Origin of the sequence: Streptomyces sp. SLBN-31, from assembly GCF_006715395.1 — a bacterium.
GTDB lineage: Bacteria > Actinomycetota > Actinomycetes > Streptomycetales > Streptomycetaceae > Streptomyces.
In genome coordinates this window covers 2,361,297-2,385,468 of sequence record NZ_VFNC01000001.1, presented here as the reverse complement: position 1 = coordinate 2,385,468, position 24,172 = coordinate 2,361,297, and the positions used below count along the sequence as shown (strand labels likewise).

At 72.7% G+C, this 24,172-nt stretch carries 19 protein-coding genes and 1 pseudogene; 5 read left to right on the top strand and 15 right to left on the bottom strand.

Translation table 11 applies throughout. The annotated features are described in order from the left end of the window. Window positions 1–18: 18 nt before the first annotated feature. Together FBY22_RS10880 and FBY22_RS10875 are read right to left on the bottom strand one after the other, a co-directional pair. Complete coding sequence (locus tag FBY22_RS10880; RefSeq protein WP_142144512.1) at window positions 19–1,659, bottom strand: ABC-F family ATP-binding cassette domain-containing protein; 1,641 nt, start codon at window positions 1,657–1,659, stop codon at window positions 19–21. 37 nt (window positions 1,660–1,696) lie between these two features. Continuing rightward, on the bottom strand, window positions 1,697–2,719 hold the full coding sequence (locus FBY22_RS10875) for an oxidoreductase (protein ID WP_142144511.1): 1,023 nt from the start codon (window positions 2,717–2,719) through the stop codon (window positions 1,697–1,699). A 66-nt stretch (window positions 2,720–2,785) separates the two neighbouring features. Between FBY22_RS10875 and FBY22_RS10870 the strand changes: the two genes are divergently transcribed. Beyond that, window positions 2,786–3,742 carry an FAD-binding oxidoreductase gene (locus FBY22_RS10870; protein WP_142144510.1) on the top strand — a complete coding sequence of 319 codons (957 nt, stop codon included), beginning with the start codon at window positions 2,786–2,788 and terminating at the stop codon, window positions 3,740–3,742. A 34-nt stretch (window positions 3,743–3,776) separates the two neighbouring features. Here FBY22_RS10870 and FBY22_RS10865 read toward each other — a convergent pair whose 3' ends face one another. Continuing rightward, entirely contained in the window at window positions 3,777–5,720 is a 1,944-nt protein-coding gene (locus tag FBY22_RS10865; protein WP_142144509.1) for a Xaa-Pro dipeptidyl-peptidase, read from the bottom strand. 201 nt (window positions 5,721–5,921) lie between these two features. Here FBY22_RS10865 and FBY22_RS10860 point away from each other — a divergent pair, with 201 nt between their 5' ends. Continuing rightward, complete coding sequence (locus FBY22_RS10860) at window positions 5,922–7,409, top strand: M1 family metallopeptidase (RefSeq protein WP_142144508.1); 1,488 nt, start codon at window positions 5,922–5,924, stop codon at window positions 7,407–7,409. Between the two features lie 14 nt (window positions 7,410–7,423). On the opposite strand, the gene FBY22_RS10855 is transcribed toward FBY22_RS10860, so the two are convergent. Next, the gene (locus tag FBY22_RS10855; protein WP_142144507.1) at window positions 7,424–8,326 is read right to left on the bottom strand and encodes an adenosine kinase; all 903 of its coding nucleotides are present in this window, start codon (window positions 8,324–8,326) and stop codon (window positions 7,424–7,426) included. Between the two features lie 150 nt (window positions 8,327–8,476). Between FBY22_RS10855 and FBY22_RS10850 the strand changes: the two genes are divergently transcribed. Then, entirely contained in the window at window positions 8,477–9,202 is a 726-nt protein-coding gene (locus FBY22_RS10850; protein ID WP_142144505.1) for a MerR family transcriptional regulator, read from the top strand. Window positions 9,203–9,212: 10 nt separating this feature from the next. On the opposite strand, the gene FBY22_RS10845 is transcribed toward FBY22_RS10850, so the two are convergent. The 6 genes from FBY22_RS10845 to FBY22_RS10820 form a co-directional block, all read right to left on the bottom strand. Beyond that, on the bottom strand, window positions 9,213–10,547 hold the full coding sequence (locus tag FBY22_RS10845; protein ID WP_142144503.1) for a glycoside hydrolase domain-containing protein: 1,335 nt from the start codon (window positions 10,545–10,547) through the stop codon (window positions 9,213–9,215). Between the two features lie 106 nt (window positions 10,548–10,653). Continuing rightward, the gene (locus FBY22_RS10840; RefSeq protein WP_142144501.1) at window positions 10,654–12,282 is read right to left on the bottom strand and encodes a thiamine pyrophosphate-binding protein; all 1,629 of its coding nucleotides are present in this window, start codon (window positions 12,280–12,282) and stop codon (window positions 10,654–10,656) included. A gap of 145 nt (window positions 12,283–12,427) precedes the next feature. After that, complete coding sequence (locus tag FBY22_RS10835; RefSeq protein ID WP_142144499.1) at window positions 12,428–14,602, bottom strand: 3-hydroxyacyl-CoA dehydrogenase NAD-binding domain-containing protein; 2,175 nt, start codon at window positions 14,600–14,602, stop codon at window positions 12,428–12,430. 41 nt (window positions 14,603–14,643) lie between these two features. Beyond that, a complete protein-coding gene (locus FBY22_RS10830; protein WP_142144497.1) occupies window positions 14,644–15,858 on the bottom strand; it encodes an acetyl-CoA C-acetyltransferase in 1,215 nt (404 codons plus the stop codon). A 44-nt stretch (window positions 15,859–15,902) separates the two neighbouring features. Next, entirely contained in the window at window positions 15,903–17,045 is a 1,143-nt protein-coding gene (locus FBY22_RS10825; protein WP_142144495.1) for an acyl-CoA dehydrogenase family protein, read from the bottom strand. Beyond that, entirely contained in the window at window positions 17,042–18,172 is a 1,131-nt protein-coding gene (locus tag FBY22_RS10820) for a CaiB/BaiF CoA-transferase family protein (protein ID WP_142144493.1), read from the bottom strand. Before FBY22_RS10820 ends, FBY22_RS10825 begins: the two co-directional genes overlap by 4 nt. 203 nt (window positions 18,173–18,375) lie before the next feature. Between FBY22_RS10820 and FBY22_RS10815 the strand changes: the two genes are divergently transcribed. After that, window positions 18,376–19,554 carry a trans-acting enoyl reductase family protein gene (locus tag FBY22_RS10815; RefSeq protein ID WP_142144491.1) on the top strand — a complete coding sequence of 393 codons (1,179 nt, stop codon included), beginning with the start codon at window positions 18,376–18,378 and terminating at the stop codon, window positions 19,552–19,554. 19 nt (window positions 19,555–19,573) lie between these two features. Here FBY22_RS10815 and mmpA read toward each other — a convergent pair whose 3' ends face one another. The 4 genes and pseudogenes from mmpA to FBY22_RS10800 all read right to left on the bottom strand — a co-directional run bounded on the left by mmpA (window position 19,574) and on the right by FBY22_RS10800 (window position 22,512). Beyond that, on the bottom strand, window positions 19,574–19,726 hold the full coding sequence (mmpA, locus tag FBY22_RS44125; RefSeq protein WP_174267122.1) for a morphogenic membrane protein MmpA: 153 nt from the start codon (window positions 19,724–19,726) through the stop codon (window positions 19,574–19,576). Window positions 19,727–20,284: 558 nt separating this feature from the next. Then, window positions 20,285–20,975 (bottom strand): annotated as a pseudogene (locus tag FBY22_RS10810) (endonuclease V); the annotation flags it as partial. A 49-nt stretch (window positions 20,976–21,024) separates the two neighbouring features. Continuing rightward, the gene (locus FBY22_RS10805; protein WP_142144489.1) at window positions 21,025–21,363 is read right to left on the bottom strand and encodes a plasmid stabilization protein; all 339 of its coding nucleotides are present in this window, start codon (window positions 21,361–21,363) and stop codon (window positions 21,025–21,027) included. 72 nt (window positions 21,364–21,435) lie between these two features. Beyond that, the gene (locus FBY22_RS10800) at window positions 21,436–22,512 is read right to left on the bottom strand and encodes an oxidoreductase (protein ID WP_142144487.1); all 1,077 of its coding nucleotides are present in this window, start codon (window positions 22,510–22,512) and stop codon (window positions 21,436–21,438) included. Window positions 22,513–22,759: 247 nt separating this feature from the next. On the opposite strand from FBY22_RS10800, the gene FBY22_RS10795 reads away from it, so the two are divergent. Further along, complete coding sequence (locus FBY22_RS10795) at window positions 22,760–23,176, top strand: SsgA family sporulation/cell division regulator (RefSeq protein ID WP_142144485.1); 417 nt, start codon at window positions 22,760–22,762, stop codon at window positions 23,174–23,176. An 80-nt stretch (window positions 23,177–23,256) separates the two neighbouring features. Here FBY22_RS10795 and FBY22_RS10790 read toward each other — a convergent pair whose 3' ends face one another. After that, the gene (locus tag FBY22_RS10790; protein WP_142144483.1) at window positions 23,257–24,090 is read right to left on the bottom strand and encodes an isocitrate lyase/phosphoenolpyruvate mutase family protein; all 834 of its coding nucleotides are present in this window, start codon (window positions 24,088–24,090) and stop codon (window positions 23,257–23,259) included. Window positions 24,091–24,172 lie beyond the last annotated feature (82 nt).

The following is a 24,172-nucleotide window of genomic DNA, read 5'->3' as shown; positions in this document are numbered from 1 at the left end:
TCCGTCACAGTGGGCGGGTCAGCGCTCGGTGACCTTGCCGTCCGCTACCTCCAGGCGGCGGGTGACGTGGATCGCGTCCAGCATGCGGCGGTCGTGGGTGACGAGGAGGAGGGTGCCCTCGAAGGAGTCGAGGGCGGACTCCAGTTGCTCGATGGCCGGCAGGTCGAGGTGGTTGGTCGGCTCGTCCAGGACGAGCAGGTTGACTCCGCGGCCCTGGAGCAGCGCAAGGGCCGCGCGGGTGCGTTCGCCGGGTGACAGTGTCGCCGCCGGGCGCAGGACGTGGTCCGACTTCAGGCCGAACTTGGCCAGCAGGGTGCGGACTTCGACCGGTTCGGTGTCGGGGACGGCGGCGCAGAACGCGTCCAGCAGGCCCTCGGCGCCGTGGAACAGCTTGCGGGCCTGGTCGACCTCGCCGACCAGGACGCCGGAGCCGAGGGCGGCCGTGCCCGCGTCGAGGGGGACGCGGCCGAGCAGGGCGGCGAGCAGGGTGGACTTGCCCGCGCCGTTGGCGCCGGTCACCGCGACCCGGTCCGCCCAGTCGATCTGCAGGGAGACCGGGCCGAGGGTGAAGCCGCCGCGCCGTACCTCGGCGTCGCGCAGGGTGGCCACGACGGCTCCCGAGCGGGGGGCCGAGGCGATCTCCATGCGCAGTTCCCACTCCTTGCGGGGCTCGTCGACGGCCTCCAGGCGTTCGATCATGCGCTGGGTCTGGCGGGCCTTGGCGGCCTGCTTCTCGCTGGCCTCGCTGCGGAACTTGCGGCCGATCTTGTCGTTGTCGTTGTTCGCCTTGCGGCGCGCGTTCTTGACGCCCTTGTCCATCCAGGAGCGCTGCATCTGGGCCCGGTCCTGGAGGGCGGCGCGCTTGTCGGCGTACTCCTCGTAGTCGTCGCGGGCGTGCCGGCGGGCGACCTCGCGTTCCTCCAGGTAGGCCGCGTAACCGCCGCCGTAGAGGGTGATCCGCTGCTGGGCGAGGTCGAGTTCGAGGACCTTGGTGACCGTTCGGGTGAGGAACTCGCGGTCGTGGCTGACGACGACGGTGCCGGCGCGGAGGCCGCCGACGAAGCGTTCGAGGCGCTCCAGGCCGTCCAGGTCGAGGTCGTTGGTCGGCTCGTCGAGGAGGAAGACGTCGTAGCGCGACAGCAGCAGGGAGGCGAGGCCCGCCCGTGCCGCCTGGCCGCCGGACAGGGACGTCATCGGCTGGTCGAGGTCGACCGCGAGGCCCAGGGAGTCGGTGATCTCCTCGGCCCGCTCCTCCAGGTCCGCGCCGCCGAGGTCGAGCCAGCGCTCCAGGCTCGTCGCGTAGGCGTCGTCGGCGCCGGGCGCGCCGTCGACCAGGGCCTGGGTGGCCTCGTCCATGACCCGCTGGGCCTCGGCGACGCCGGTGCGGCGGGCGAGGAACGCACGGACGGTCTCCCCCGGGCGCCGCTCCGGTTCCTGCGGGAGGTGGCCGACGGTCGCCGTCGGCGGGGAGAGCCTGAGCTCGCCCTCCTCCGGGGCGAGGAGTCCCGCGAGCATCTTCAGCAGGGTGGACTTGCCCGCGCCGTTGGCGCCGACCAGTCCGATCACGTCGCCGGGGGCGACGACGAGGTCCAGGCCGGAGAAGAGGGCGCGGTCGCCGTGTCCGGCGGCGAGGTTCTTGGCGACGAGGGTGGCAGTCATCAGGTCGTCGATCCTAACCTTCACGGCGCGGTGGCCGTCAGGGTGTCATCGCCTTCACCAGCACGCTCCCGGCCGTCCGGGCCACGACGTAGGACTCCCCCTTCCTCGCTTTGGCGTCCAGGGCGATGCGGTGGCGGCCCGGTTCGAGGACGCCGTCGAAGACCTCGTGGGTGTGGGTGCGGTACAGGCGGTCGAGGCGGTACGCGGTGAGGCGTACCCGGCAGGGCGAAGTGACCTCGACGCCGGCCTCGCCGGCGGCCGCCACCAGCCGGGTGAGGCGGCGCTGTTCGGTGGGGCTGCGGTCCAGGGCGTGTTCGATCTGGGCGACCAGGAGCGGCACGATCGGGGCGAGCCCCTCGACGTACGCCACGTCGAGGCCGGCCTGTTCGAAGGAGCGGCGTACCGCGGCTCGTTCCTCCCGGCTGACCGCGCGGCCGAAGGCGACGGCGCCGTAGGCGCGCAGTTCGTCGGCGGGCACGCCGTACGCGTCGTGGGCGATGTCGGCGCCGATGCCGATGGTGCGCAGGGCGGCGGCGAGCTTGGCGAGGAGGGCGACGCGGGCGCCGATGAGCAGGACGCGGCGGCGCGCGGAGTGGGTCTCGCCGTCGAGGAGGGCGGCCAGCGCGGCGCGGTACTCGGTGCCCCGGAACCGGAACGGCCCTATGCCGTGGTAGCCGTTGAGCTCCAGGTCGGCGCGGTCGTCGGTCTGCCAGGCGAAGTCCCGCCAGATGAAGTCCTCGCCGTCGCGGTCGATGACCGCGGTGACCGCGCCGCAGGCGAGGTCGGCGCACTCGGGGCAGCCGTAGATGACGTGCCGGCGGTCGGGCAGCGGGGCGTCCGTCTCCAGGAGCAGGCCGCGGACCTGCTCGGTGAAGATCGCGGGCGGTACGTCGGAGGCGAGCGGGGAGACGGCGTCGAGGTCGGAGAGCTGGAACAGCAGCGGGCGCCCGTCGACGAGGAAGTCCACGAAGTCCCGGTGCACCTGGTAGTCACCGTTGGCGAGGAGTCCACCGGCACGCATCGCCGGTGCCAGGCCGAAGGTCGCGTACTCGGCAGACATGCTGTGAGTATTCCCTCAGTGGGGGCGGTCTGCGCACGCCATGGGACATTCCGCTACGGTCCGGGCGTGGAGAGTGGATCGAACAACGATGTCGTGGTGGTGGGCGGCGGGGTCATCGGACTCTCGACCGCCGTCGTCCTGGCCGAGCGCGGGCTGCGGGTGCGGGTGTGGACGCGGGATCCGGTCGAGCGGACCACCTCGGTGGTCGCGGGCGCGCTGTGGTGGCCGTACCGCATCCGGCCGGCCGCGGCGGCGCGCGCATGGGCGCTGCGGTCGCTGGACGTGTACGAGGAGCTCGCGTCGCGGCCGGAGGTGACCGGCGTACGGATGGTCGAAGGCGTAATGGGCGAGACCGTCCTGGACGAGGAGGTGGCGTGGGCGGCCGCCCGGTTGCCGGGGCTGCGGGCGTCCACGGCCGAGGAGTACGCGGGCTCGGGGCTGTGGGCGCGGCTGCCGCTGGTCGACATGGCCACCCATCTGCCGTGGCTGCGGCAGCGGTTGGTGCGGGCGGGGGGCGTGGTCGAGGAGCGGGCGGTCGGCGGCCTCGCGGAGGCGGACGCGCCCGTCGTGGTCAACTGCACCGGGCTGGGCGCGCGGGAGCTGGTGCCGGACGCCGCGGTACGTCCCGTGCGCGGGCAGTTGGTCGTGGTGGAGAACCCGGGGATTCGCACCTGGCTCGTCTCCACCGGCGCCGACGGGGAGATGGCGTACTTCTTCCCGCAGCCCGGGCGGCTGGTGCTGGGCGGGACCGCCGAGGAGGACGTGTGGTCCACGGAGCCCGATCCGGCTGTGGCCGAGGCGATCGTACGACGGTGTGCGGCGCTGCGGCCCGAGATCGCGGGCGCCCGGGTGCTGGCGCACCGGGTGGGGCTGCGGCCGGCCCGGGACGCGGTGCGTCTGGAGCGCGAACTGCTGCCGGACGGGCGGGCGCTGGTGCACAACTACGGGCACGGCGGAGCGGGCGTGACGGTCGCCTGGGGCTGTGCGGAGGAGGCGGCCGGGCTGGTCGGCCCGGCCGCCTGATTCGCGGGTCGCGGGATCACCCGAGGCGGGTGTCTCAGGGAACGCGCTGCGCGCCGCTCGGGTCGCCGACGCCGGACGGGCGGGTGACCTGCGGGGACGCGGATGCCGTACCGGAGGTCGCCCGTGCGAAGGCCGGGGTGCCGCCGAGGAGCGGGACGCGGGCCGAGGTGCGGGACAGGTCCAGGGTGAGCGTGGGCTTGTCGGCGGGCGGGTCGATGAGGTCCTTGTCGGTGCCCGCGACGATCAGGGCGAGGCGGTGGCCGGCCGGGACGACGTGGTCGGTGGCCGCGAGGTCGACGGTGATGGTGTACGCCTTGCCCGGGGTGAGCGGGACGCCCTTGCCGGGAGAGGCGTAGGTGCCGAGGTCGGCCCAGCCGCGGCTGAACACGGTGTGGTCGACGTCGGCCGTCTTCGCCGCGGTGTTCTTGAAGCAGGCGCTGTCGCCCGGGGTGCTCGCGCCCCAGCAGCTGCGGTCCGTGAGGGTGGTGATGCCCTCGGCGGCGTCGGCGTAGTCGCGGATGGTGTCGGGGCCGAGGTCGACCAGGACGGCGGAGAGGTGGGCCGTCGCGGTGGTCGGGGTCGCGGTGATGGTCACCTTCGAGGAGCCGGACAGGCGCAGGTCGTGGGTGAGGGGCCGGGTGACGAAGCCGGCCTTGTCGGACGTCGGCGTGTCGATGTGCGCGGCCCAGTCGGTCTCGCTGTGACTCGGGTCGTCGGTGAAGGTCTCGGTGCCGGTGCCGGGGGTGAGGCCGAGGGTGCCGACGCCGTGCTGCGCGCCGGGGGCCGGGCGCAGGGTTGTGGTGGCCGTGCCCCGCGGCGGCCAGACCTTGGAGGTGACCCACTGGTCGGGGTGGCGTTCGATGTCGGCCATGGGTTCGCGGTCGACGCCGTTGCCGTAGCCGAGGAGTTCGTGGTCGAACCAGCGGTGCAGGGTGTCGACCCAGGCGCCGCGCCGGTAGTCGAAGGGGTCGACGTGACCGGTCTGGGAGAGCCAGATCTTGCGCTCGACACCGTGCCGGGCGAGGGCGTCCCACCACTGGCCGAAGTGCTTTGTGCGGACGTTGAGGTCCTGCATGCCGTGCACCAGGAAGACGCTGGCCCGCACCTTGGCGGCGTCCTTGACGTAGTCGCGCTCGGTCCAGAACGGCGTCCGGTCGCCGGTGCGCGGGGCGCCGTCGGCGATCCTCTGCTGGACGGCGGCGCACCTGGCGCGGGCGTCGGGGCTGTCGACGTAGTCGCTCAGCCAGTCCGGGCCGGAGTCGTAGAGGTCCGCGCCCTGCTGGAAGTAGTAGTCGTACCAGGAGGAGATGCCGCTGATCGGGACGATCGTCCTCAGGCCCTTGACGCCGGTGGCGGCGACGCCGTTGGCGATGGTGGCGTCCCAGCTCTTGCCGATCATGCCGGTTCTGCCGTTGGTCCAGTCCGCCTTGGCGCGCACGCTCCCGGTCCGGGTGGTGTACGCCTTGGCGCGGCCGTTCAGCCAGTCGATCACGGCCTTGGCGGACTGGATGTCGGAGCGGCCGCCGACGTCCACGCAGCCGTCGGAGCGGTTGGTGCCGGCGAGGTCGACGCCGACGAAGGCGTAGCCGCGCGGGACGAAGTAGTTGTCGTAGAACAGCGGCATCTGGACGACGTGGCCATTGGCGTCGTACGTCTTCTTCTGGCTCTCGTTGCCGCGGCCGCAGCATGAGTAGTAGGGGCTGGCGTCCATGATGACGGGGATCTTGCGGTGCTGCCGGGCGGGTTCGCGGGGGCGGACGATGTCGGCGGCGACCCGGTCGGTCTTCCCGTCGCCGTCACCGTCGAGCCCGGTGTCCACCCAGACGGCCTCGCGGACGGCATTCGTGTACGAGTAGACGGGCCTGCTCTCGCGAGGGGCGCCGTGGGCCACCGCCGGGGTGAGGAAGGCGGCCATGAGGACGGCGACGACCACCGTCGCGAGGGGTCTCCAGGTCGTGAAGCGCGTGCGTTTCGGCATGCGCGGGACGCTACATCGGTCAACTGCCGTGCAAAAGAAGGCGCGTCGGCGTCAGGGGTGACATGCGAGGGCCTACGGTCCGGTCGGTTCATGAAGGCCGAATGGCGATCGTGTGACAGGGGAGGCTGTGGACACATGCGAAGCCACAGGGACTGAATAGGCTTCGAACAGACTTCACCCCCCTACGACTTGGAGTCTTCCGTGCACCCCAGAATCCTGGCGCCGGGCGCACTCGCCGCGGCCTCCCTGTTGCTGGCGATCCCGGCATCGGCGGCGAGCTTCTCCCCCGGCGCTCCGGGTATCGGCGACCCCTACTACCCGTACTACGGCAACGGCGGCTACGACGTCTCCCACTACGACCTGCGGCTGAAGTACCAGCCCACGACCGACGAGTTGGAGGGCACGGCGACGATCCTGGCGAGGACGACACAGGACCTGTCGAGCTTCGACCTGGACTTCCTGCTGGACGTGAGCGAGGTCCGGGTCAACGGCGCGGCGGCCTCCTTCACCACCTCCGGCCAGCACGAGCTGGTGATCACGCCGAAGACGCCGTTGCCCAAGGGCACGCCGGTCACCGTGGTGGTCCGCTACAGCGGGGTGCCGTCCACGAAGAGCGCGTACGGCTTCAGCACCTGGCACCGCACCCCGGACGGGGCGGTCGCGGCCGACGAGCCCGAGGCGGCCTGGTGGTGGTACCCGAGCAACGACCATCCGCTCGACAAGGCGACCTACGACGTGTCGGTGGCCGTGCCGGACGGAACCCAGGCGATCTCCAACGGCACGCTGCAGTCGACGAGTTCGAAGCTGGGCTGGACCCGGTACAACTGGCGGGAGAACAAGCCGCAGGCGACCTATCTGACCACGCTGGCCGTCGGGAAGTTCGACATCACCACCGGCACGTCGGAGGGCGGCGTACCGGTGGTCAACGCCTACAGCAAGGACCTCGGCGACAACGACGGGGCCGCGCGGGCGAGCGTGGAGCGCACCGGTGAGCTCGTGGACTGGCTCAGCGGCTACTTCGGGCCGTACCCTTTCGCCTCGGCCGGCGGGTACGTGCCCAACACCACCACCGGGTACGCGCTGGAGACGCAGACCCGCGTGTACTACAGCCCGAAGCAGTTCGCGAACGGCTCCAACACGTCCGTGGTCGTCCATGAGCTGGCCCACCAGTGGTACGGCGACAGTGTGTCGCTCAAGGGCTGGAAGGACATCTGGATCAACGAGGGCTTCGCGCGGTACGCGCAGTGGCTGTGGTCCGAGCACGAGGGCGAGGGCACGACGCAGGAGCTCGCCGACTACGTCTACGCCTCGCATCCGGCCGACGACGCGTTCTGGACGGTGAAGCCGGGCGATCCCGGGCCGGACGACCAGTTCGACATCGCCGTCTACGACCGGGGGGCGCTGGCGATCCAGGCGCTGCGCAACGAGATCGGCGACGATGCGTTCTTCGCCATTCTGAAGGGCTGGCCGCAGGAGCACGCGTACGGCAACGCCTCGGTCGCCGACTTCCGGGCGTACGCCGAACGGGTCTCCGGGAAGTCGTTGTCGGCGCTGTTCGACACGTGGCTGTTCCAGCCGGTGAAGCCCGCGGCGCCCGCCGCGAGGGGTGCGTCCATCGCCGGGAAGGCGGGTGCGGTCGCGCGGCCGAAGTCGTGGAAGAGGATCGCCGCGACGAACGACGTGCACTGAGCCGCACCCGCCTCCTACAGCTCGGCGGCCCTGGCGAGCAGTTCCTCCCGGCCGATCGGCTCCGTCCGCGTCGAGGGGACCGTGCAGGCGTGGGCGCCCGCGACGGCGCCGTACAGGGCGCAGCGCCGGGGGGTCTCGCGGTTGAGCCAGCCGTGGAGGAAGGCGGAGACGAAGGCGTCGCCCGCGCCGTTGGAGTCGACCACCGGCGAGGGCGGCGCCACGGGCGGTACATGGGTGAGCTCGTCGTCGGCGAGCAGGTACGCGCCCTTCGCCCCGGCCATCGCCACGACCACCTCGGCACGGCCCCGCTCGGTGATCCCCCGCATCGTCCGCTCCGGGTCGGTGAGGGCGGCGGCGGAGAGGAAGACGATGTCGGCGGCGTCGGCGAACGCCTGGTGGTACGGGTTCTCGCCGTCCCAGTCGTGCAGGTCGGTGGAGAGGGTCACGCCGGTCTCGCGCAGCACGGGCAGGGCCTCGGCGCACGGCTGGGTGATGGACACGTGCGCGTGCCGGCTCGCCGCGGCCAGCTCGCGGACCAGGTCCTCGGGGAGGCGGTCCGTGCTCCGGGTGCGGCTGGAGTCGTACAGGGACAGCCGGCGGCCGTCGGGGCCGACGAGGTTGACGGCGCGCTTCGTCCCGGCGGGCTGCGGGACCGCCGTCAGCGGGATGCCGTGCTCCTCGTGCAGGGCACGGACCAGGTCGCCCTCGGGGTCGTCGCCGAGCATGTCGAGGTGGTGCACGCGCAGGCCCAGCGCGGCGAGCCCGAGCGCGACGAAGTCGCCGGTCTGCCCGGCGCGGGTGCGGATGCCCCGCTCGATCAGGTAGCTGTCCGCGTACGGCAGCGGCAGCTCCGGCACGTACACGATGGTGTCCACACCGGCCCCACCCAACACGAGCACGTCGTTCTCGCGCCTCACGTTCCGCCTCCCATGGTCGTGGACAGCGACGTCGACACTACCCCTCGCGGTGGACCCTCCGGCCGGACCTCCGCTGCCGTTCGGAGGGGGCCGGTCGCGCAGTTCCTGTCGAGGTTTCGCAGTACTGGTGTGACAGCGATACTGCTGCACATGACGACCGACACCCACAGGGCCACCGGGGAGCCGACGCTCACGATCGACGAGCTGGCCGCGCGGGCCGGCATCACGGTCCGCACGGTCCGGTTCTACGGCACGAAAGGGCTCATCCCGCCGCCGGTGATCGGTCCGCGCCGGGTCGGCCACTACGGACCCGGGCACCTGGCCCGGCTGAACCTGATCGAGGAGCTGCAGCACCAGGGCATGACGCTGGCGGCGATCGAGCGCTACATGGAGCAACTGCCGGCGGACCTGAGCCACCACGACCTGGCGATCCACCGGGCCGTGGTGGCCTCCTGGGCGCCGGACACCGTGGAGACGGTGGCCCCCGAGGAGCTGCGGCGCCGGGCGGGGCGGGCGCTGAGCGAGGAGGACGTCGAGCGGCTGACCGCGATGGGCGTCGTGCGGCCCGAGGGGGACGCCTTCCGGGTGGACTCGGGGCTGCTCCGGCTGTCCGTGCAGCTGCTCGACGTACCGCTGTCCCAGGAGGCGATCCTCGCGGCGCGCGAGGTGATGATCGAGCACTCCCGGGCGGCGGCCCGCGAGTTGTCGCGGCTGTTCCGCAGCGAGGTGTCCGAGCGGGCCGAGGAGGACGTGAAGTCCCTGTCCGCGCACATGCAGCCCATCGTGGTGCAGGCGCTGCTGACCACGTTCCAGCGGTCGTTGAAGGAAGAGGTGCACCAGTGGCTGGCGGCCCCCGAGGAGGGCCGTCCCGCCTGACACCCGGGGGTCAGCAACGCGGGATCGGCTTGCTGTACGTCGTGGTGCTGGGGGTCGCGACGTAGTGGTCGGAGACGTAGTGGCCGTTGTCGAGGCGGTCCCAGATCTTCGTCGTGCCGACCGTCGTCCCGGTCCGCTGGCAGGTGACCCAGGCGAGCGCGCCGTTCGGTGAGGTGCCGACGGCGCTGTAGCCGGAGCCGGGGCCGCTGCGTTCGGTCAGGCCGTTCGTGGCGGTGACCTGGTAGGGATAGGTGCAGCGGGGCAGCGGGGAGCTGTATCCGGTGTCGGACGGGGTGCTGACGTAGTGGTCGGAGACGTAGGCGCCGTTGGTGAGTTTGTCCCACACGGACGTGGTGGCGACCTTGGCGCCGGGGGCCTGGCAGACGACGTCCAGGGTGGTGCCGGGGGCGTAGGTCGCGGCGACGGGGTAGCTCGTCGAGGGGCCGGTGCGGGCGTTGAGGGCGGTCGTGCTGGTCACCTTGTAGGGGTGGGCGACCGTGGCGACGGGAGCGTCGAGGCGGTCGGTGTCAATGTTGAGGGTGACGCCGCCGTAGGTCTCGTCGTGGCCGCCGCGGAACTGCTTGGCGCGCTGGTGGACGGCCCACTTGGAGTCGGTGACGCCACTCCAGCCCTTGAGGGAGTCGACCCCGTCGTAGCGCGCGATCCACAGCGCGTCCGGGCGCGCGTAGCTGGTGGACGTGTAGGCGGCGGCGAGTTGCCCCGCGCCGAGGTTGAGGTTCATGTAGACGCCGGAGACCCAGCCGACGCGGTGCAGTTCCTTCGTCCAGGCGGAGAGGTAGGACAGCACGGCCGTGCGGCACGTGGTGTCCGTCTGGCTGTAGTTCTCGATGTCGTTGTAGAGGGCGCTGCCCGGCCGCATGCCGAGTGCCTTCGCCGCGGTGACCGCCTCGGTGGCGGCAGCGGTGCCCTGCGAGCGGGCGGTGGCGGGCGTCGTGCTGATCTTGGCGTCGGTCGGGCGGGCTCCGCAGGGCGGTTGCAGGCCCTTGTGGATGGGCAGCAGACGCCATTTCAGCTGGGACACCGAGGCCACCCAGGAGGCGGTCAACTGCGGCTGGGCGCAGGTGCGGTTGACGCCGGAGACGTAGACGCCGAGGGCGCGGTACGGGGAGGCGCTCCAGGCCTGTACGGACGCGAGCGGCGGTGCCGTACAGGTGTCGAAGGCGAGTCCCGAGTAGCGGGTCGCGCTCGCACCGGAGGGGTAGGCGACGGAGGTGGCCGGTTCGGCGGTGGCGGCGGGGGCGAGGGCCAGGGCGGCCGCCGCGGTCAGGACGCAGGCGGACGACAGGACGAGCAGTCTTCGTGGGGTGGTGCGCTGACGTGGCATGACGGCCTCCCGGTCGGCTGTCAGTTGATGTGCCGTCAGCGTGGGCGCGGTCCCGGTGCGCTGCCATGGGCCGACCGGCCCTCGCCGGGGCCGGCTCGGCCCCCGTTCACGAACGCAGCGGTACGTCGACCAGCAGCGGCCCGGTCAGTTCCCCGGCCCGCGCCACCAGTTCACGCAGCTGGTCGGCGCTCTCGGCCCGTACCGCGTCCACCCCGAAGAAGCGTGCCGCCTGCGTGAAGTCCAGCTCCCCCAGTTCCGTGCCGGGGCAGACGCCCTGGCCGCCCATCGCCTGGTACGTCTCCTGCACGGTCCGGTAGGCGCCGTTGCCCATCACCACGAACAGGACGGGCGTGTTCTGCCGGGCGGCGCTCCACAGGCCCTGGAGGCCGAACAGGGTGGAGCCGTCGCCGAGGACGGCGACCACCGGGCGGCCCGGTTCGGCGAGGGCGCGGCCGACTGCGGCGCCGATGCCCCAGCCGAGGCCGCCGCCGACGGTGTGGGTGTAGCTGCCGGGGCGGTCGAGGCGCACGAGGCGGCGGAGCAACAGGCCGACGGTGATGGCCTCTTCGACGACCACGGCGTCCGGGGGCAGGCCGCGGGCGACGGCGTGGGCGGCGGCCCAGGGGGCGAGCGGGGCCGGGGAGTAGGCGGCGCGGGCGGCGGAGTCGTCGCGGTCGCGCTCGGCGGCGTGACGCTCGCCGGCACGCAGCATGCGGGACTTGGCGGTGTGTGCGGGCACGTGGTCCCGCAGGAGTTCCGAGAGCCGGTCCAGGGAGGGGGCGAGCGCGCCCACCAGGCCGGTCGCCGCGGGGAAGTTGCGGCCGATCTCGTGCGGGTCGGAGTCGAGCTGGACGACCTGGAGGCCGGGCGGCAGCGGGGGTCCGGGCGTGTAGGCGTGGGGGGTGAAGGCGTGCGCCCCGACGATCAGGACGGTGTCGTACCCGGCCAGAGCGACGCGGACGGCGTCGTGACGGGGCGGCAGCATCCCGGCGTACAGGGGGTGCGTGGTGGGGAAGTCCAGGCAGTCCGCCATGGGCTGGTGGTGGACGACCGCCCCGCAGGCCTCCGCCGTGCGCACCAGTGCGGCCAGGGCGTCCTCGCGGCCCACGCCGTCCCCGGCGACGATCGCCGGGCGGTCGGCGGCGCCGAGCAGGGAGGCGGCGTGTTCGAGGCCTGCAGCGGGTCCCGCGGGCGGCACTGGGGTGCGGGCCGGGATGTCGACCTCGGTGTCCTCGGTGAGCAGGTCGGTGGGGACGGACAGGAACACCGGCCCGGCGGGCGGGCGTACGGCCAGGGCGAAGGCGCGACGCAGGGCGAGCGGCAGGTCGTGGGCGTGCTGGATGTCGTATGCCGCCTTCACCGCGGGGGTGGCGATGCCGATGAGGTCGCCGGAGAGCATGGGGTCCTGCTGGAGGTGGCGGCGGTCCTGCTGACCGGCCGTCACCACGAGCGGGGTGCGGGAGCGGCGGGCGTTGAGCAGGCCGATGAGGCCGTTGGCGAGGCCGGCGGCGATGTGCAGGCTGACGAAGGCCGGGCGGCCGGTGCCGCGGGCGTAGCCGTCGGCCATGGCGACGACGGAGCCCTCGTGGACGCCGAACACGTACTCGGGGGCGCCGGGCGTGTCCGAGAGGGCCGCCAGGAAGGGGAGTTCGGTGGTGCCGGGGTTGCCGAAGACGCGGTCCACGCCCTCGTCGCGCAGGATGTCCAGGACGGCGAGGGCGGGACGGTATCCCATGAGGGCTCCTCCGGGGACGGGACCGTGCTGACGGCTCGCGGGTCAGCGTCGGTGTCCCGGCGCCGGAGGGCAAGCGGGTGCGGGCCCCGACCGAAAGAAACCGGGCAGCGGCGCCGGGCGGAACCGGCGCCGCCGCCCTGGTCCGCTACGCGTCCGCGAACCGCTCGCCCTGCTCGGCCTTTCGCACCAGCAGCGCGGGCGGCTCGAACCGCTCGCCGTAGCGCTCGGCCAGCTCACGGGCGCGTGCCACGAATCCGGGCAGCCCGCCCTCGTAGCCGTTGATGTACTGCAGCACTCCGCCCGTCCAGCCGGGGAAGCCGATGCCGAAGATCGACCCGATGTTGGCGTCGGCGACCGAGGTCAGGACGCCCTCCTCCATCAGGCGGACGGTGTCGAGGGCCTCGGAGAAGAGCATGCGCTCCTGCATGTCCTCGAACGGGATCTCGTGGCCCGGCTTGGTGAAGTGCTCGCGCAGTCCCGGCCACAGACCGGCCCGCTTGCCGGCCTCGTCGTAGTCGTAGAAGCCCGCTCCCCCGCTGCGGCCGGGGCGGTCGAACTCGTCGACCATGCGGTCGATGACGGCCTCCGCGGGGTGCGTCGCCCAGGTGCCGCCGGCCTCCTCGACGGCCCGCCGGGACTCGTTGCGGATCTTGCGCGGCAGGGTGAGGGTGAGCTCGTCCATCAGGGAGAGCACCTTGGCCGGATAACCCGCCTGGGCGGCCGCCTGTTCGACGGAGGCGGGCTCGACGCCCTCGCCGACCATGGCGACGCCCTCGTTGATGAAGTGGCCGATCACCCGGGAGGTGAAGAAGCCGCGCGAGTCGTTGACGACGATCGGGGTCTTGTTGATCTGCCGGACCAGGTCGAAGGCCCGCGCGAGGGCCTCCTCGCCGGTCCGCTCGCCCTTGATGATCTCGACGAGCGGCATCTTGTCGACCGGCGAGAAGAAGTGCAGGCCGATGAAGTCGGCCTGGCGCTCCACACCCTCGGCGAGCAGGGTGATCGGCAGGGTCGAGGTGTTGGAGCACAGCAGCGCGTCCGGCTCGACGATGTGCTGGATCTCCTGGAAGACCTTGTGCTTGAGCTCGGGGTTCTCGAACACGGCCTCGATCACCGCGTCGCAGCCGGCCACTTCCTGCGGGTCGGCGGCCGGCGTGATGCGGGCGAGCAGCGCGTCGGCCTTCTCCTGGGTGGTGCGGCCCCGGGAGACGGCCTTGGCGCACAGCTTCTCGGAGTAGCCCTTGCCCTTGACGGCCGCCTCCAGGGAGACGTCCTTGAGGACGACGTCGATGCCGGCGCGGGCACAGGAGTAGGCGATGCCCGCGCCCATCATCCCGGCGCCGAGGACGGCGACCTTGCGGACCTTGCGGGGCTCGATGCCCTTGGGGCGGTTGGCGCCGGAGTTGACGGCCTGGAGGTCGAAGAAGAAGGCCTGGATCATGTTCTTGGAGGTCTGGCCGGCGGCCAGTTCCACGAAGTACCGGGCCTCGATGACCTGGGCGGTCTCGAAGTCGACCTGGGAGCCCTCGACGGCCGCGGCGAGGATGTTGCGCGGGGCCGGGTAGGGGGCGCCGTTCGTCTGCTTGCGCAGGCTGGCGGGGAAGGCGGGCAGGTTGGCCGCGAACTTGGGGTTGGCGGGGGTGCCGCCCGGGATGCGGTAGCCGGGCCGGTCCCAGGGCTGCTGCGAGGCGGGGTTGGCGTCGATGAACGCGCGCGCCTTGGCGAGCAGTTCGTCCTGGGTGGCGGCCACGTCGTCGACCAGGCCGTTGGCCAGGGCCCGCTGCGGGTTGTACTGGGTGCCCTGGAGCAGGACCTTCAGCAGGGCGTCGGCGATGCCCAGCAGGCGGACGGTGCGGACCACGCCGCCGCCTCCGGGCAGCAGGCCCAGGGTGACCTCGGGGCAGCCGATCTTGGAGCCGGGGGCGTCGAGGGCGACGCGGTGGTGGCAGGCGAGCGCGATCTCGTAACCGCCGCCGAGCGCGGCGCCGTTGATCGCGGCGACGACCGGCTTGCCGAGGGTCTCTATGCGGCGCAGGTTGCGCTTGATCGCCATGCCGCCGTCGAAGAGGTCCTGCGCGGTCTCGGGGGTGACCCGGATGAGGTCGCGCAGGTCGCCGCCGGCGAAGAAGGTCTTCTTGGCGGAGGTGACGATGACGCCGCGGATGGAGTCCTTCTCGGCCTCCAGGCGGTCGGTGATCACGGCCAGGGAGTCGCGGAACGCCTGGTTCATGGTGTTCGCGGACTGGTTCGGGTCGTCGATCACGAGGGTGACGACGCCGGTGCGGTCCTGTTCCCAGCGGATGGTGGTGCTCTCGGTCATGAGGGGGTCTCCGTTGAAGTCTGTTGTGGCCGCTGGGGTGTTCAGACGCGTTCGACGATGGTGGCGATGCCCATGCCGCCGCCGACGCACAGGGTCGCGAGGCCGTACCGCTTGTCCTGGCGCTCCAGTTCGTCGACGAGCGTGCCCAGGATCATCGCGCCGGTCGCGCCGAGCGGGTGACCCAGCGCGATGGCGCCGCCGTTGACGTTGACCTTGTCCAGGGACAGGCCCATGTCCTTCACGAAGCGCAGGACGACCGCCGCGAAGGCCTCGTTGATCTCGACGAGGTCGATGTCGTCGATGGTCAGCCCGGCCTTGGCGAGCGCCTTGCGGGTGGCGGGGGCGGGGCCGGTCAGCATGATGGTGGGCTCGGAGCCCGAGACGGCGGCGGAGACGATCCGCGCGCGGGGCGTGAGGCCGTAGCGCTCACCGATCTCCTTCGAGCCGATCGCGACCAGCGCGGAGCCGTCGACGATGCCGGAGGAGTTGCCGGCGTGGTGGACGTGGTCGATCTTCTCGACCCAGTGGTACTTCTGCAGGGCGACGGCGTCGAAGCCGCCCAGGTCGCCGATGTCCGCGAAGGACGGCTTCAGCTTGGCCAGCGAGTCGGCGGTGGTTCCCGGGCGCAGGTGCTCGTCGTGGTCGAGGACCGTCAGGCCGCTGCGGTCCTTCACCGGCACGACGGACCGGTCGAAGCGGCCCTCCTTCCAGGCGGTGGCCGCGCGCTCCTGCGACAGGGCGGCGTACTCGTCGACGTCCCGGCGGGAGAAGCCCTCGATGGTGGCGATCAGGTCGGCGCCGATGCCCTGCGGGACGAAGTTGGTGGCGAGGTTGGTCATCGGGTCGTTGAACCAGGCGCCGCCGTCGGAGGCCATCGGCACCCGGGACATGGACTCGACGCCGCCCGCGAGGACGAGGTCCTCGAAGCCGGAACGCACCTTGGCGGCGGCCATGTTGACGGCTTCCAGGCCCGAGGCACAGAAGCGGTTCTCCTGCACGCCGGCGACCGTGTCCGGAAGACCGGCGGCGATCGCGGCGATGCGGGCGATGTCGGAGCCCTGGTCGCCCACGGGTCCGACGACGCCGAGCACGATGTCGTCGATCGCGGCCGGGTCGAGGTCCGGGAAGCGGCCGCGGAGCTCGTGGATGAGGCCCACGACCAGGTCGACGGGCTTGGTGCCGTGCAGGGCGCCGTTCGCCTTGCCGCGGCCGCGCGGGGTGCGGATCGCGTCGTACACGTACGCTTCGGTGCTCACTGGGAAGCCTTTCGAGGGTGAGGGTCGGGCCGGGCGGGAGAGCTTCAACCGAGCAGGGAACGGCCGATGATCTCCTTCATGATCTCGGTCGTACCGCCGTAGATGGTCTGGATACGGCCGTCGACGAAGGCTCTGGCCACGGGATATTCGCTCATGTAGCCGTATCCCCCGTGCAGTTGCAGACAGCGGTCGGTGACCCTCTTCTGCAGCTCGGTCGCCCACCACTTGGCCATCGAAGCGTGCACCGCGTCGAGCGTGCCGTTCGCGTGCTCCTCTGTGCAGCGGTCGAGGAAGGTGCGGGTGACCGCGCACTCGGTCGCCATCTCGGCCACCTCGAACCGGATGTGCTGCTTGGTGGCGAGCGGCCGGCCGAAGGCCTCGCGCTCCCTGACGTACTCGGTGGTGATCTCCAGCAGATGCTCCGCCGCGGCGATCGCGGAGACGGCGATGCTCAGGCGCTCCTGCGCGAGGTTGGTCATCAGGTGGACGAACGCGCCGTTGAGCTCGCCGAGGAGGTTCTCCTTCGGCACGCGCACGTCGTGGAAGAACAGCTCGGCCGTGTCCTGCGCCTTCTGGCCGATCTTGTCGAGGTTGCGGCCGCGTTCGAAGCCCTCCGTGCCCCGTTCGACGACGAGCAGCGACAGCCCGTGCGCACCGCCCTCGGGGGTCGTCCGGGCGACCACGATCACCAGGTCGGCGAGGATGCCGTTGGAGATGAACGTCTTGGAGCCGTTGAGCACCCAGTGATCGCCGCGGTCCTCGGCGTGGGTCCTGATGCCCTGCAGGTCGGAGCCCGCGCCGGGTTCGGTCATGGCGATGGCGGTGATGATCGAGCCGTCGCAGAAGCCGGGCAGCCAGCGGCGCTTCTGCTCCTCGGTGGCCAGCGAGGTGAGGTAGGGGCCGATGATGTCGTTGTGCAGGCCGAGCGCGAGGCCGGGCGCGCCCGCGCGGGTGAACTCCTCCGCCAGTACCGCGCTGTAGCGGAAGTCGTCGGTGCCTCCGCCGCCGTACTCCTCGGGCACGGCGAGTCCGAGCAGGCCCTGCTTGCCGGCCGCGCGCCAGGCGTCGCGGGAGACGATGCCGTCCTTCTCCCACTGCTCGTAGTACGGCAGCACCTCCCTGGCCAGGAAGGCGCGCACGGTCTCCCGGAACGCGTCGTGCTCGGGGGCGAAGATCTGCCGCTTCATTCGAGGCCCTTCAGGAGGTCGGGTGCGTCCCAGTCGTGTGCCACGGCGGCGGTGTCGGCGCCCGGCCGGGCGGGGCCGGTGCGCACGGTGGTGGGGGTCGCGGAGAAACGGGGTGCGGGGGCGGGCTGGGTGATGCCGCCGTGGTCGGTGAAGGTGCCGCGGGCGGCGAGGTGCGGGTGTCGGGGGGCCTCGGCCAGGGAGAGGACGGGGGCCACGCACGCGTCGGAGCCCTCGAAGAGGGCCGTCCACTCGTCCCTGGTACGGGAGGCGAAGCGGGCCGCGACCGCCTCGCGCAGCTCGCCCCATCGGGTCCAGTCCTTGCGGGTGCCGGCGTGCTCGGGCAGGTCGAGGAGGCGGACGAACTCGTCGTAGAACTGCGGCTCCAGGGGACCGACCGCCATGTACCGGCCGTCGGCCGTGGCGTAGGTGCCGTAGTACGGGCAGCCGCCGTCCAGGAGGTTGGCGCCGCGCCGGTCCTGCCAGCCGCCGGCGGCGAGCATGCCGTGGATCATCGCGGAGAGGTGGGCGGTGCCGTCGACGATGGCGGCGTCGACGACCTGGCCGGTGCCGGTCGCGCGCGCGTGGTGGAGCGCGGCGAGGACGCCGACGACGAGGTAGAGGGAGCCGCCCGCGTAGTCGCCGAGGAGGTTGGCGGGGACGGCCGGCGGCCGGTCGGGTTCGCCGATCATGCCGAGCGTGCCGGTGAGCGCGATGTAGGCGATGTCGTGGCCGGCGCGCTGGGCGAGGGGGCCCTCCTGGCCCCAGCCGGTCATGCGGCCGTAGACGAGCGCGGGGTTGCGGGCGTGGCAGTCCTCGGGGCCGACGCCGAGGCGCTCGGCGACGCCGGGGCGGTAGCCCTCGATCAGGATGTCGGCGCGGGCGGCCAGGTCCAGAACGCGCGCGGAGCCGTTCGGAGCCTTGAGGTCGACGACGACCGAGCGCTTGTTGCGGTTGGTCACGTCGTAGGCGGGGTCGATCGCGAGACCGGCCCCGCCGGGGCGGTCCACGCGGACGACGTCGGCGCCCAGGTCGGCCAGCAGCATGGCGGCGAACGGGCCGGGCCCGATCCCGGCCAGCTCGACCACGCGCACGCCGGTGAGCGGCCCCTGCCCTGGCGTCGTCGCCATCCGGCCCCCAGACTGATCACACGGGTATGACACAACTGATGTAACACCAGTGATGCTATGAACCTGTCCTGAAGAGCACAAGACCCGGACGAGCAAGCGCTTAGCCAATTATGGTGAGCGCGCGCCACCCGGCGCCGGGGCCCGGCACACCTCAAGCTAGCCTCGGCCACCGACAACGGCGCGCGCAGCGGACGAGAGGTGTCATGAGCAGGCTGAACAGGACGGACCGTCCGTACGACATCGTGCTTTTCGGAGCCACGGGTTTCGTCGGGACGCTCACCGCGCAGTACCTCGCCGCGCACGCCCCCGAGGGGCTGCGCTGGGCGATCGCCGGCCGCAGCGAGCGCAAGCTCCAGGAGCTGCGCGAGCGGCTGCCGGGCGGTGAGAAGATTGGGGTGCTGACGGCCGACGTGACCGACCCCGCCTCGCTGCGCGAACTCGCCGAGCACGCGCGCGTGGTGGCCACGACCGTGGGTCCGTACGTGACCTACGGCGAGGACCTCGTCGCCGCCTGCGCCGACACGGGGGCCGACTACCTCGACCTCACCGGCGAGCCGGAGTTCGTGGACCTGACCTATGTGCGGCACGACGCACGCGCGCGTGAGACGGGTGCGCGGCTGGTGCACGCGTGCGGGTTCGACTCGGTGCCGCACGACCTGGGCGCGTACTTCACGGTGCGGCAGCTGCCGGAGGGCGTCCCGCTGAAGGTGGACGGGTTCGTCACCGCCGACGCCACCTTCTCGGGCGGTACGTTCGCCTCGGCGCTCAACCAGTTCTCCCGGCTGCGGCCGATGCTGGCCGCCGAGCGGGACCGGCGCCGCCACGAGCCGCGCCTGGTGGGCAGGCGCGCCGCCGCACCGACCGGTGCGCCGCGGTTCGCCAAGGAGGTCGGCGCCTGGGCGCTGCCGCTGCCGACCATCGACCCGCAGATCGTGCACCGGTCCGCGAAGGCCCTGGAGCGCTACGGCCCGGACTTCCGCTACCGGCACTACGCGGCCGTGCGGCACCTGCCCGTCGCGGTGGGCGGGGCGGCGGCCATGGGCGCGCTGGTCGCGGCGGCTCAACTGCCGCCCGCGCGGCGCTGGTTGTCGGACCGGCTCAAGCCCGGCGACGGGCCGGGCCCCGAGAAGCGCGCCAAGAGCTGGTTCTCCGTCCGCTTCGTCGGCGAAGGCGGCGGCCGGCGGGTCTTCACCGAGGTCTCGGGCGGCGATCCCGGCTACGACGAGACGGCCAAGATGTTCGCCGAGTCGGCCCTGTCCCTGGCCTTCGACGACCTCCCGCCGACGTCCGGGCAGGTCACCACGGCGGTCGCGATGGGCGACGCCCTGACCGAGCGCCTGCGCCGGGCGGGCATCACCTTCCGGGTGGCCGCGAGCCGGTGACCGGGGGCCCGACCGGGCCCTACAGCGACCAGCCCGCCAGGGTGTAGATCATTCCGCCGATCCAGCCGAGCCCGGCCAGCACGGCGAGCACCAGGGCGGCCGTCACGGCACGCTCGACGGGACGGTTGGGGTCGGCGAGGGGCTTGGGAGCGCGGGCGCGGTGCGTCGTCATGCGGGCCAGCCTGCCGCCCGGGCGGGCCCGCCCACATCCGTACAGGTACTCAGTACGGGTACTCAGACGCCCCACTGCGGCCGTCGGCCCCGCCCCTCAGGCGCCGGCCGGCGGCCGCTCTCCCAGGGCGTCCTCGATCCTGTCCCGGAGGGCCGGGTCCCGGGTGAGCACGGCGAGACGCCGGGCGAGCGGGCCGATCTGCCAGCCGGCGTGGTGGTCGAAGTACGGCGGCGGTCCCGCCGTGTTGTGGGCGACCTTGCACACGAGTTCGGCGAGGCGCAGCACAATGCGCCGTTCCTCCGTGAGCCCCGCTTGGTCGGCCGCTCCGCTCCCGCGGACCAGGGCGAAGAGCTCGCGTCCCCGGTGCCACTGCTCGAAGTCGCGCGCGAGCTCCAGGGCGGCGGCGATCTCCGGTGTCCGGTCCGGACCGACGGCCGCCGCGTCCAGTACCCGCCCCGCCCAGGTCACCGGGGCGGCCTGCCGTTCGAACAGGGACCGGCCCCAGGAGCGGGCGGGATCCGCCGCCGCGAGATCGGCGACCGGCTTCCGCGGCGAGACCGCCTCCCGCAACGCCCTGCGGCACAGGGCGTCCGCTCTGCGGGTCGTCTCCGGGAGGCGGTAGGACGGGGTCAGGGAAAGGACGTGGGCGCAGGCGTTGTCCAGGTTCGTGCGGTGGCCGACCGAGACGAACACCGGTTTGACGGATTCGCGGGTCCGCAGGGCGCGGCCGACCTCCTCGGTGCCCGTCGCGGTGTCCGCGAGGAGGGGAGGTGCTGCCGCGCGGGGCCGCCGGGTCTTCGTGGTGGAACGTGAAGGGGTTCTTCGCGACGCCGATCGTCGGAAGGTCCGTCAGGACGCCCAGGTGACTGGCGAGGCCGAAGCGCCGGGGGTGGGCGAGGCCGTAGCCGTCGCAGACGACCAGGCCAGGCGGGCACGGCAGGGCGTCGAGGGCGGCGAGGACGGTGGGGAGCTCCCGGAAGGCGAGCAGTCCGGGGACGTACGGGAACGAGATCCGGCCGATCGCGGTGGCCTCCGCCACGACCCGCAGTGTCGCGGCGTCCAGGACGACCGCCGCGGCCGCGACGACGTCCCGCTCGTCGTCGTAGGCCACGTCGACGCCCGTCACGTGCCCGCCGCCGGGTGGCGGGCCGGGCTCGCCCAGCACCACCCGGGCCCGCAGTTCGTCCTGCGCGGCCCGGGCCTCTTCCTCGGTCGCGGGCCAGCCCGCGGGGATGCGTACGGTCGTCATGATGGGGACGAGCGTACGGGTCCCGGCGAGGCGGCCCGGACCGGGCGGGTCAGCTCTTCTTCGAGTTCAGCGCGCGCTGCAGCTGGTCCTTGTTCATGTTCGAACGGCCCTCGATGCCGCGCTGCTTGGCCTCGTTGTACAGCTGATCGCGGGTCGGCCCCTGGGAGCCGGTCCGGTTGCCCGACCGCTGGCCGCCGCGCTTGCTGGACGACATGTCCTGCTTCGAGCTGCGGCTCGCCGTCTTCGACTCGCCGGACCGCGCGCGTTCCTTGTTGACCGTCCGCGCCGCGATCTCCTCGGCGCGTCCGGTGCTCTCTCCCCGGTCCTGCGCGCTCTTCTTGATGTGCTCGTACTGGCGCTCCCGCTTCGAGCTGGAACCTGCGGGCATGGTCACTCACTCCTTCCGCGGTCGACGGCCGGCGCCGTCGGCGACCGGGTACCCGCATTCCGGCCCCATGCGTCACCGTTCCAGGCGAGCCACCCGCCCCTGCTCCCCCGCCGCCCAGCAGCCGAGGTCCGCGGCGCAGTCCACGGTGTCGTACGAGCCCGTGTCGACCGTCCGCCAGGTGCGGCCGCCGTCCGTGGTGAGGTCGGTGCCGGTGGGGCCCACCGCGAGGGCGGCGGTGCGGCTGTGCGGCAGCCAGGCGGCACCGGAGCGGTAGGCGGGCGGAGGCGTCGCGGCAGGCCGCCAGGTGCGGCCGCCGTCGCCGGTGACCGCGGCGGCCCGCGGGGAGGCCTGGTCGGCGCGGTAGTCGCCGCCGACGGCGAGGCCGTGGGCGCGGTCGCGGAAGGCGAGGGCGAAGACGCCCTTGGCCGGGTCGCCCGCCGGGATCGGCGTGTCGGCGGCCGTCCAGGTCAGCCCGCGGTCCGCGGAGTGCAGCACGCGCGCGCGTGCGCCGCCTCCGGTGGCCAGCCAGACGTCGGACGGGCCCGAGGCGACCAGGCACTGCCCGCTCGCTGCGAAGCCCGCCTCGCCGTCCAGGGCGGCCGGCATGCCCGCGCTCGGCAGCACCTGCCAGGAGCGGCCTCCGTCGCCGGTCGACAGGATGCGGAACCTGCCGTCCACCGGGTCGCTCATGGCGAGGCCGTGGCGGTGGTCGAAGAAGGTCATGCAGTCGTAGAAGGCCTTCGCGTCGGTGTTGCGGAAGGACTCCGTCCAGGTCGCTCCGCCGTCGTCGGTGCGGTACACGCGGGACGCCTCGCCCTCCCCGATCGCCAGGACCACGGCCCGGCGCGCGTCGAAGGCCTCGACGTCCCGGAACTGCAGCTCCGACGCGCCGGGCGGCGAGACGTTCCGCCAGCTCGCCCCGCCGTCCGTGGTCCGCAGCACGGTGCCCTGGGTGCCCGCCACCCACGCGGTGTCCCGGCCGACGGCCGCCAGACCGCGGAAGCGCACCCCGGGCGTTGCGGTGTCCTTCAGCTCCCAGTGCGGCGCCGGCCGCCCCCGCTCCCCCGCCTGGGCCGGTACGGCGGCCAGGGCGGCCAGCGCCGCCGAGCACACCGCCCCCGCGGCCACCGTGCGAAACGTGCGTCTCATCCGTCGCGTGATCACCGATCGCCTCATGGCGGGCGAAGCTAGTCCACCGCCCCGGCTCCGTCCAGATGCCCGCGCGCGCCAACTGCCCACCGGCGCAACCGAGGTGGATCACGTCACTTCTGTGAATGAACGCGGTGACGGAGGTCACTCGAAATTCGTGTGCACGGATTCACCGATTCCGGCGTCTCTAGCAGTGCCCGGCTCAAGAAGCCCGCAAGCTCGTCCAGCCGTCATAAGGGAGCAGGCGTTGTCCACCGTCATCGAGCAGCCCGTCGAGGCCCGCCTCGTCGCCGCCGCGCCGCGCATGCCCAGCATCCCGGCGACGCTTCACTACGACCGTACCGATCCGTTCGCGGTCCGCATGACCTTCCCCGCGCCGGCCACGCTCGAGGGCGTGGAGGTCTGCTGGACCTTCTCGCGGGAACTGCTCACGGCCGGCCTGGAGGGGCCGGAGGGGCACGGGGACGTGCGGGTGCGGCCGTACGGGTACGAGCGGACCGTGCTGGAGTTCCACGCGCCCGAGGGAACGGCCGTGGTGCACGTGCGGTCGGAGGAGGTCCGGTCGTTCCTCGACGCGACGGGGGATCTCGTGCCCGTCGGGCTGGAGCACCTGCACCTCGACCTCGACCATGACCTGGCCGAGTTGATGCGGGACGCCTGCTGAAGGGGCGGGGCCCGGGCGGTTGTCGGTCCCTGCAGCCGCGTTGTGGCCTGTCGCGCAGTTCCCCCCGCCCCTGAGGCGGGTCAGGGCGTCGCCAAATCGTTCAGGGCCGTGTAGTCCAGGCCGCCTGCCAGAGCGTCGTACGTTCCCTTCTCCAGCAGTTCCCTTGCCGCCCGTCGAGCCACGGCGTACGCCGCCTGCGCCACCTCGGAGCCGATGCTCACCCGCGCGACGCCCAGAGACGCCAGTTCGGTGACCGGCAGGGCCCCGGGGCCCGCCAGGACGTTCAGCGGGGCGTCGATCCCCGCGGCGAGGAGTCCGATCGTGTCCGGGTCGACGGCCCCGGGTACGAAGACTCCGTCGGCGCCCGCGGCGAGGAACGCGGCGGCCCGCTCCAGGGTGTGGTCCACTTCTCCGCCGCCCCGCAGGAAGGTGTCGATCCGGGCGTTGACGAAGAGCGGCACTCCTTCCGCGTCGGCGGCCTCCCGGGCGGCCGCGATGCGCTCGGCCTGCCCGGCGATCGGCAGTAGGGGCCCTGCGCCGGGCTCGTACAGCGTGTCCTCGATGTTGACGCCCACCGCGCCGGCCTCGATCACCGCGCGGACCGTGTCGGCGACGCCCGCCGGGTCCTTCGCGTAGCCGCTCTCGATGTCGGCGCTGACGGGCAGGCCGACCGAGGCGGCGATGCGCGCGACGGCGGCGAGGGCCGTGTCCCGGTCCAGCCGGTCGCCGTCGGTCGCGCCGAGCGTCCAGGCGAGGCCGGCACTGGTGGTGGCGACGGCCGCGGCGCCCGCGTCGGCGACCACGCGCGCACTCATGGCGTCCCAGGCGTTGGGCAGGACGAGCGGCTCGCCAGGGACGTGCAGGGCGCGGAAGGCGAGGGCGCGGTCGCGCAGCGGATGCGGGTTCGTCGTCATGCACACCACCCAACCAGCCGGGGAGGGACGGGAGCTGGCAGGAATCCGACGTCGACGTGGGGGCCGGACGCGAGGGCCGAGG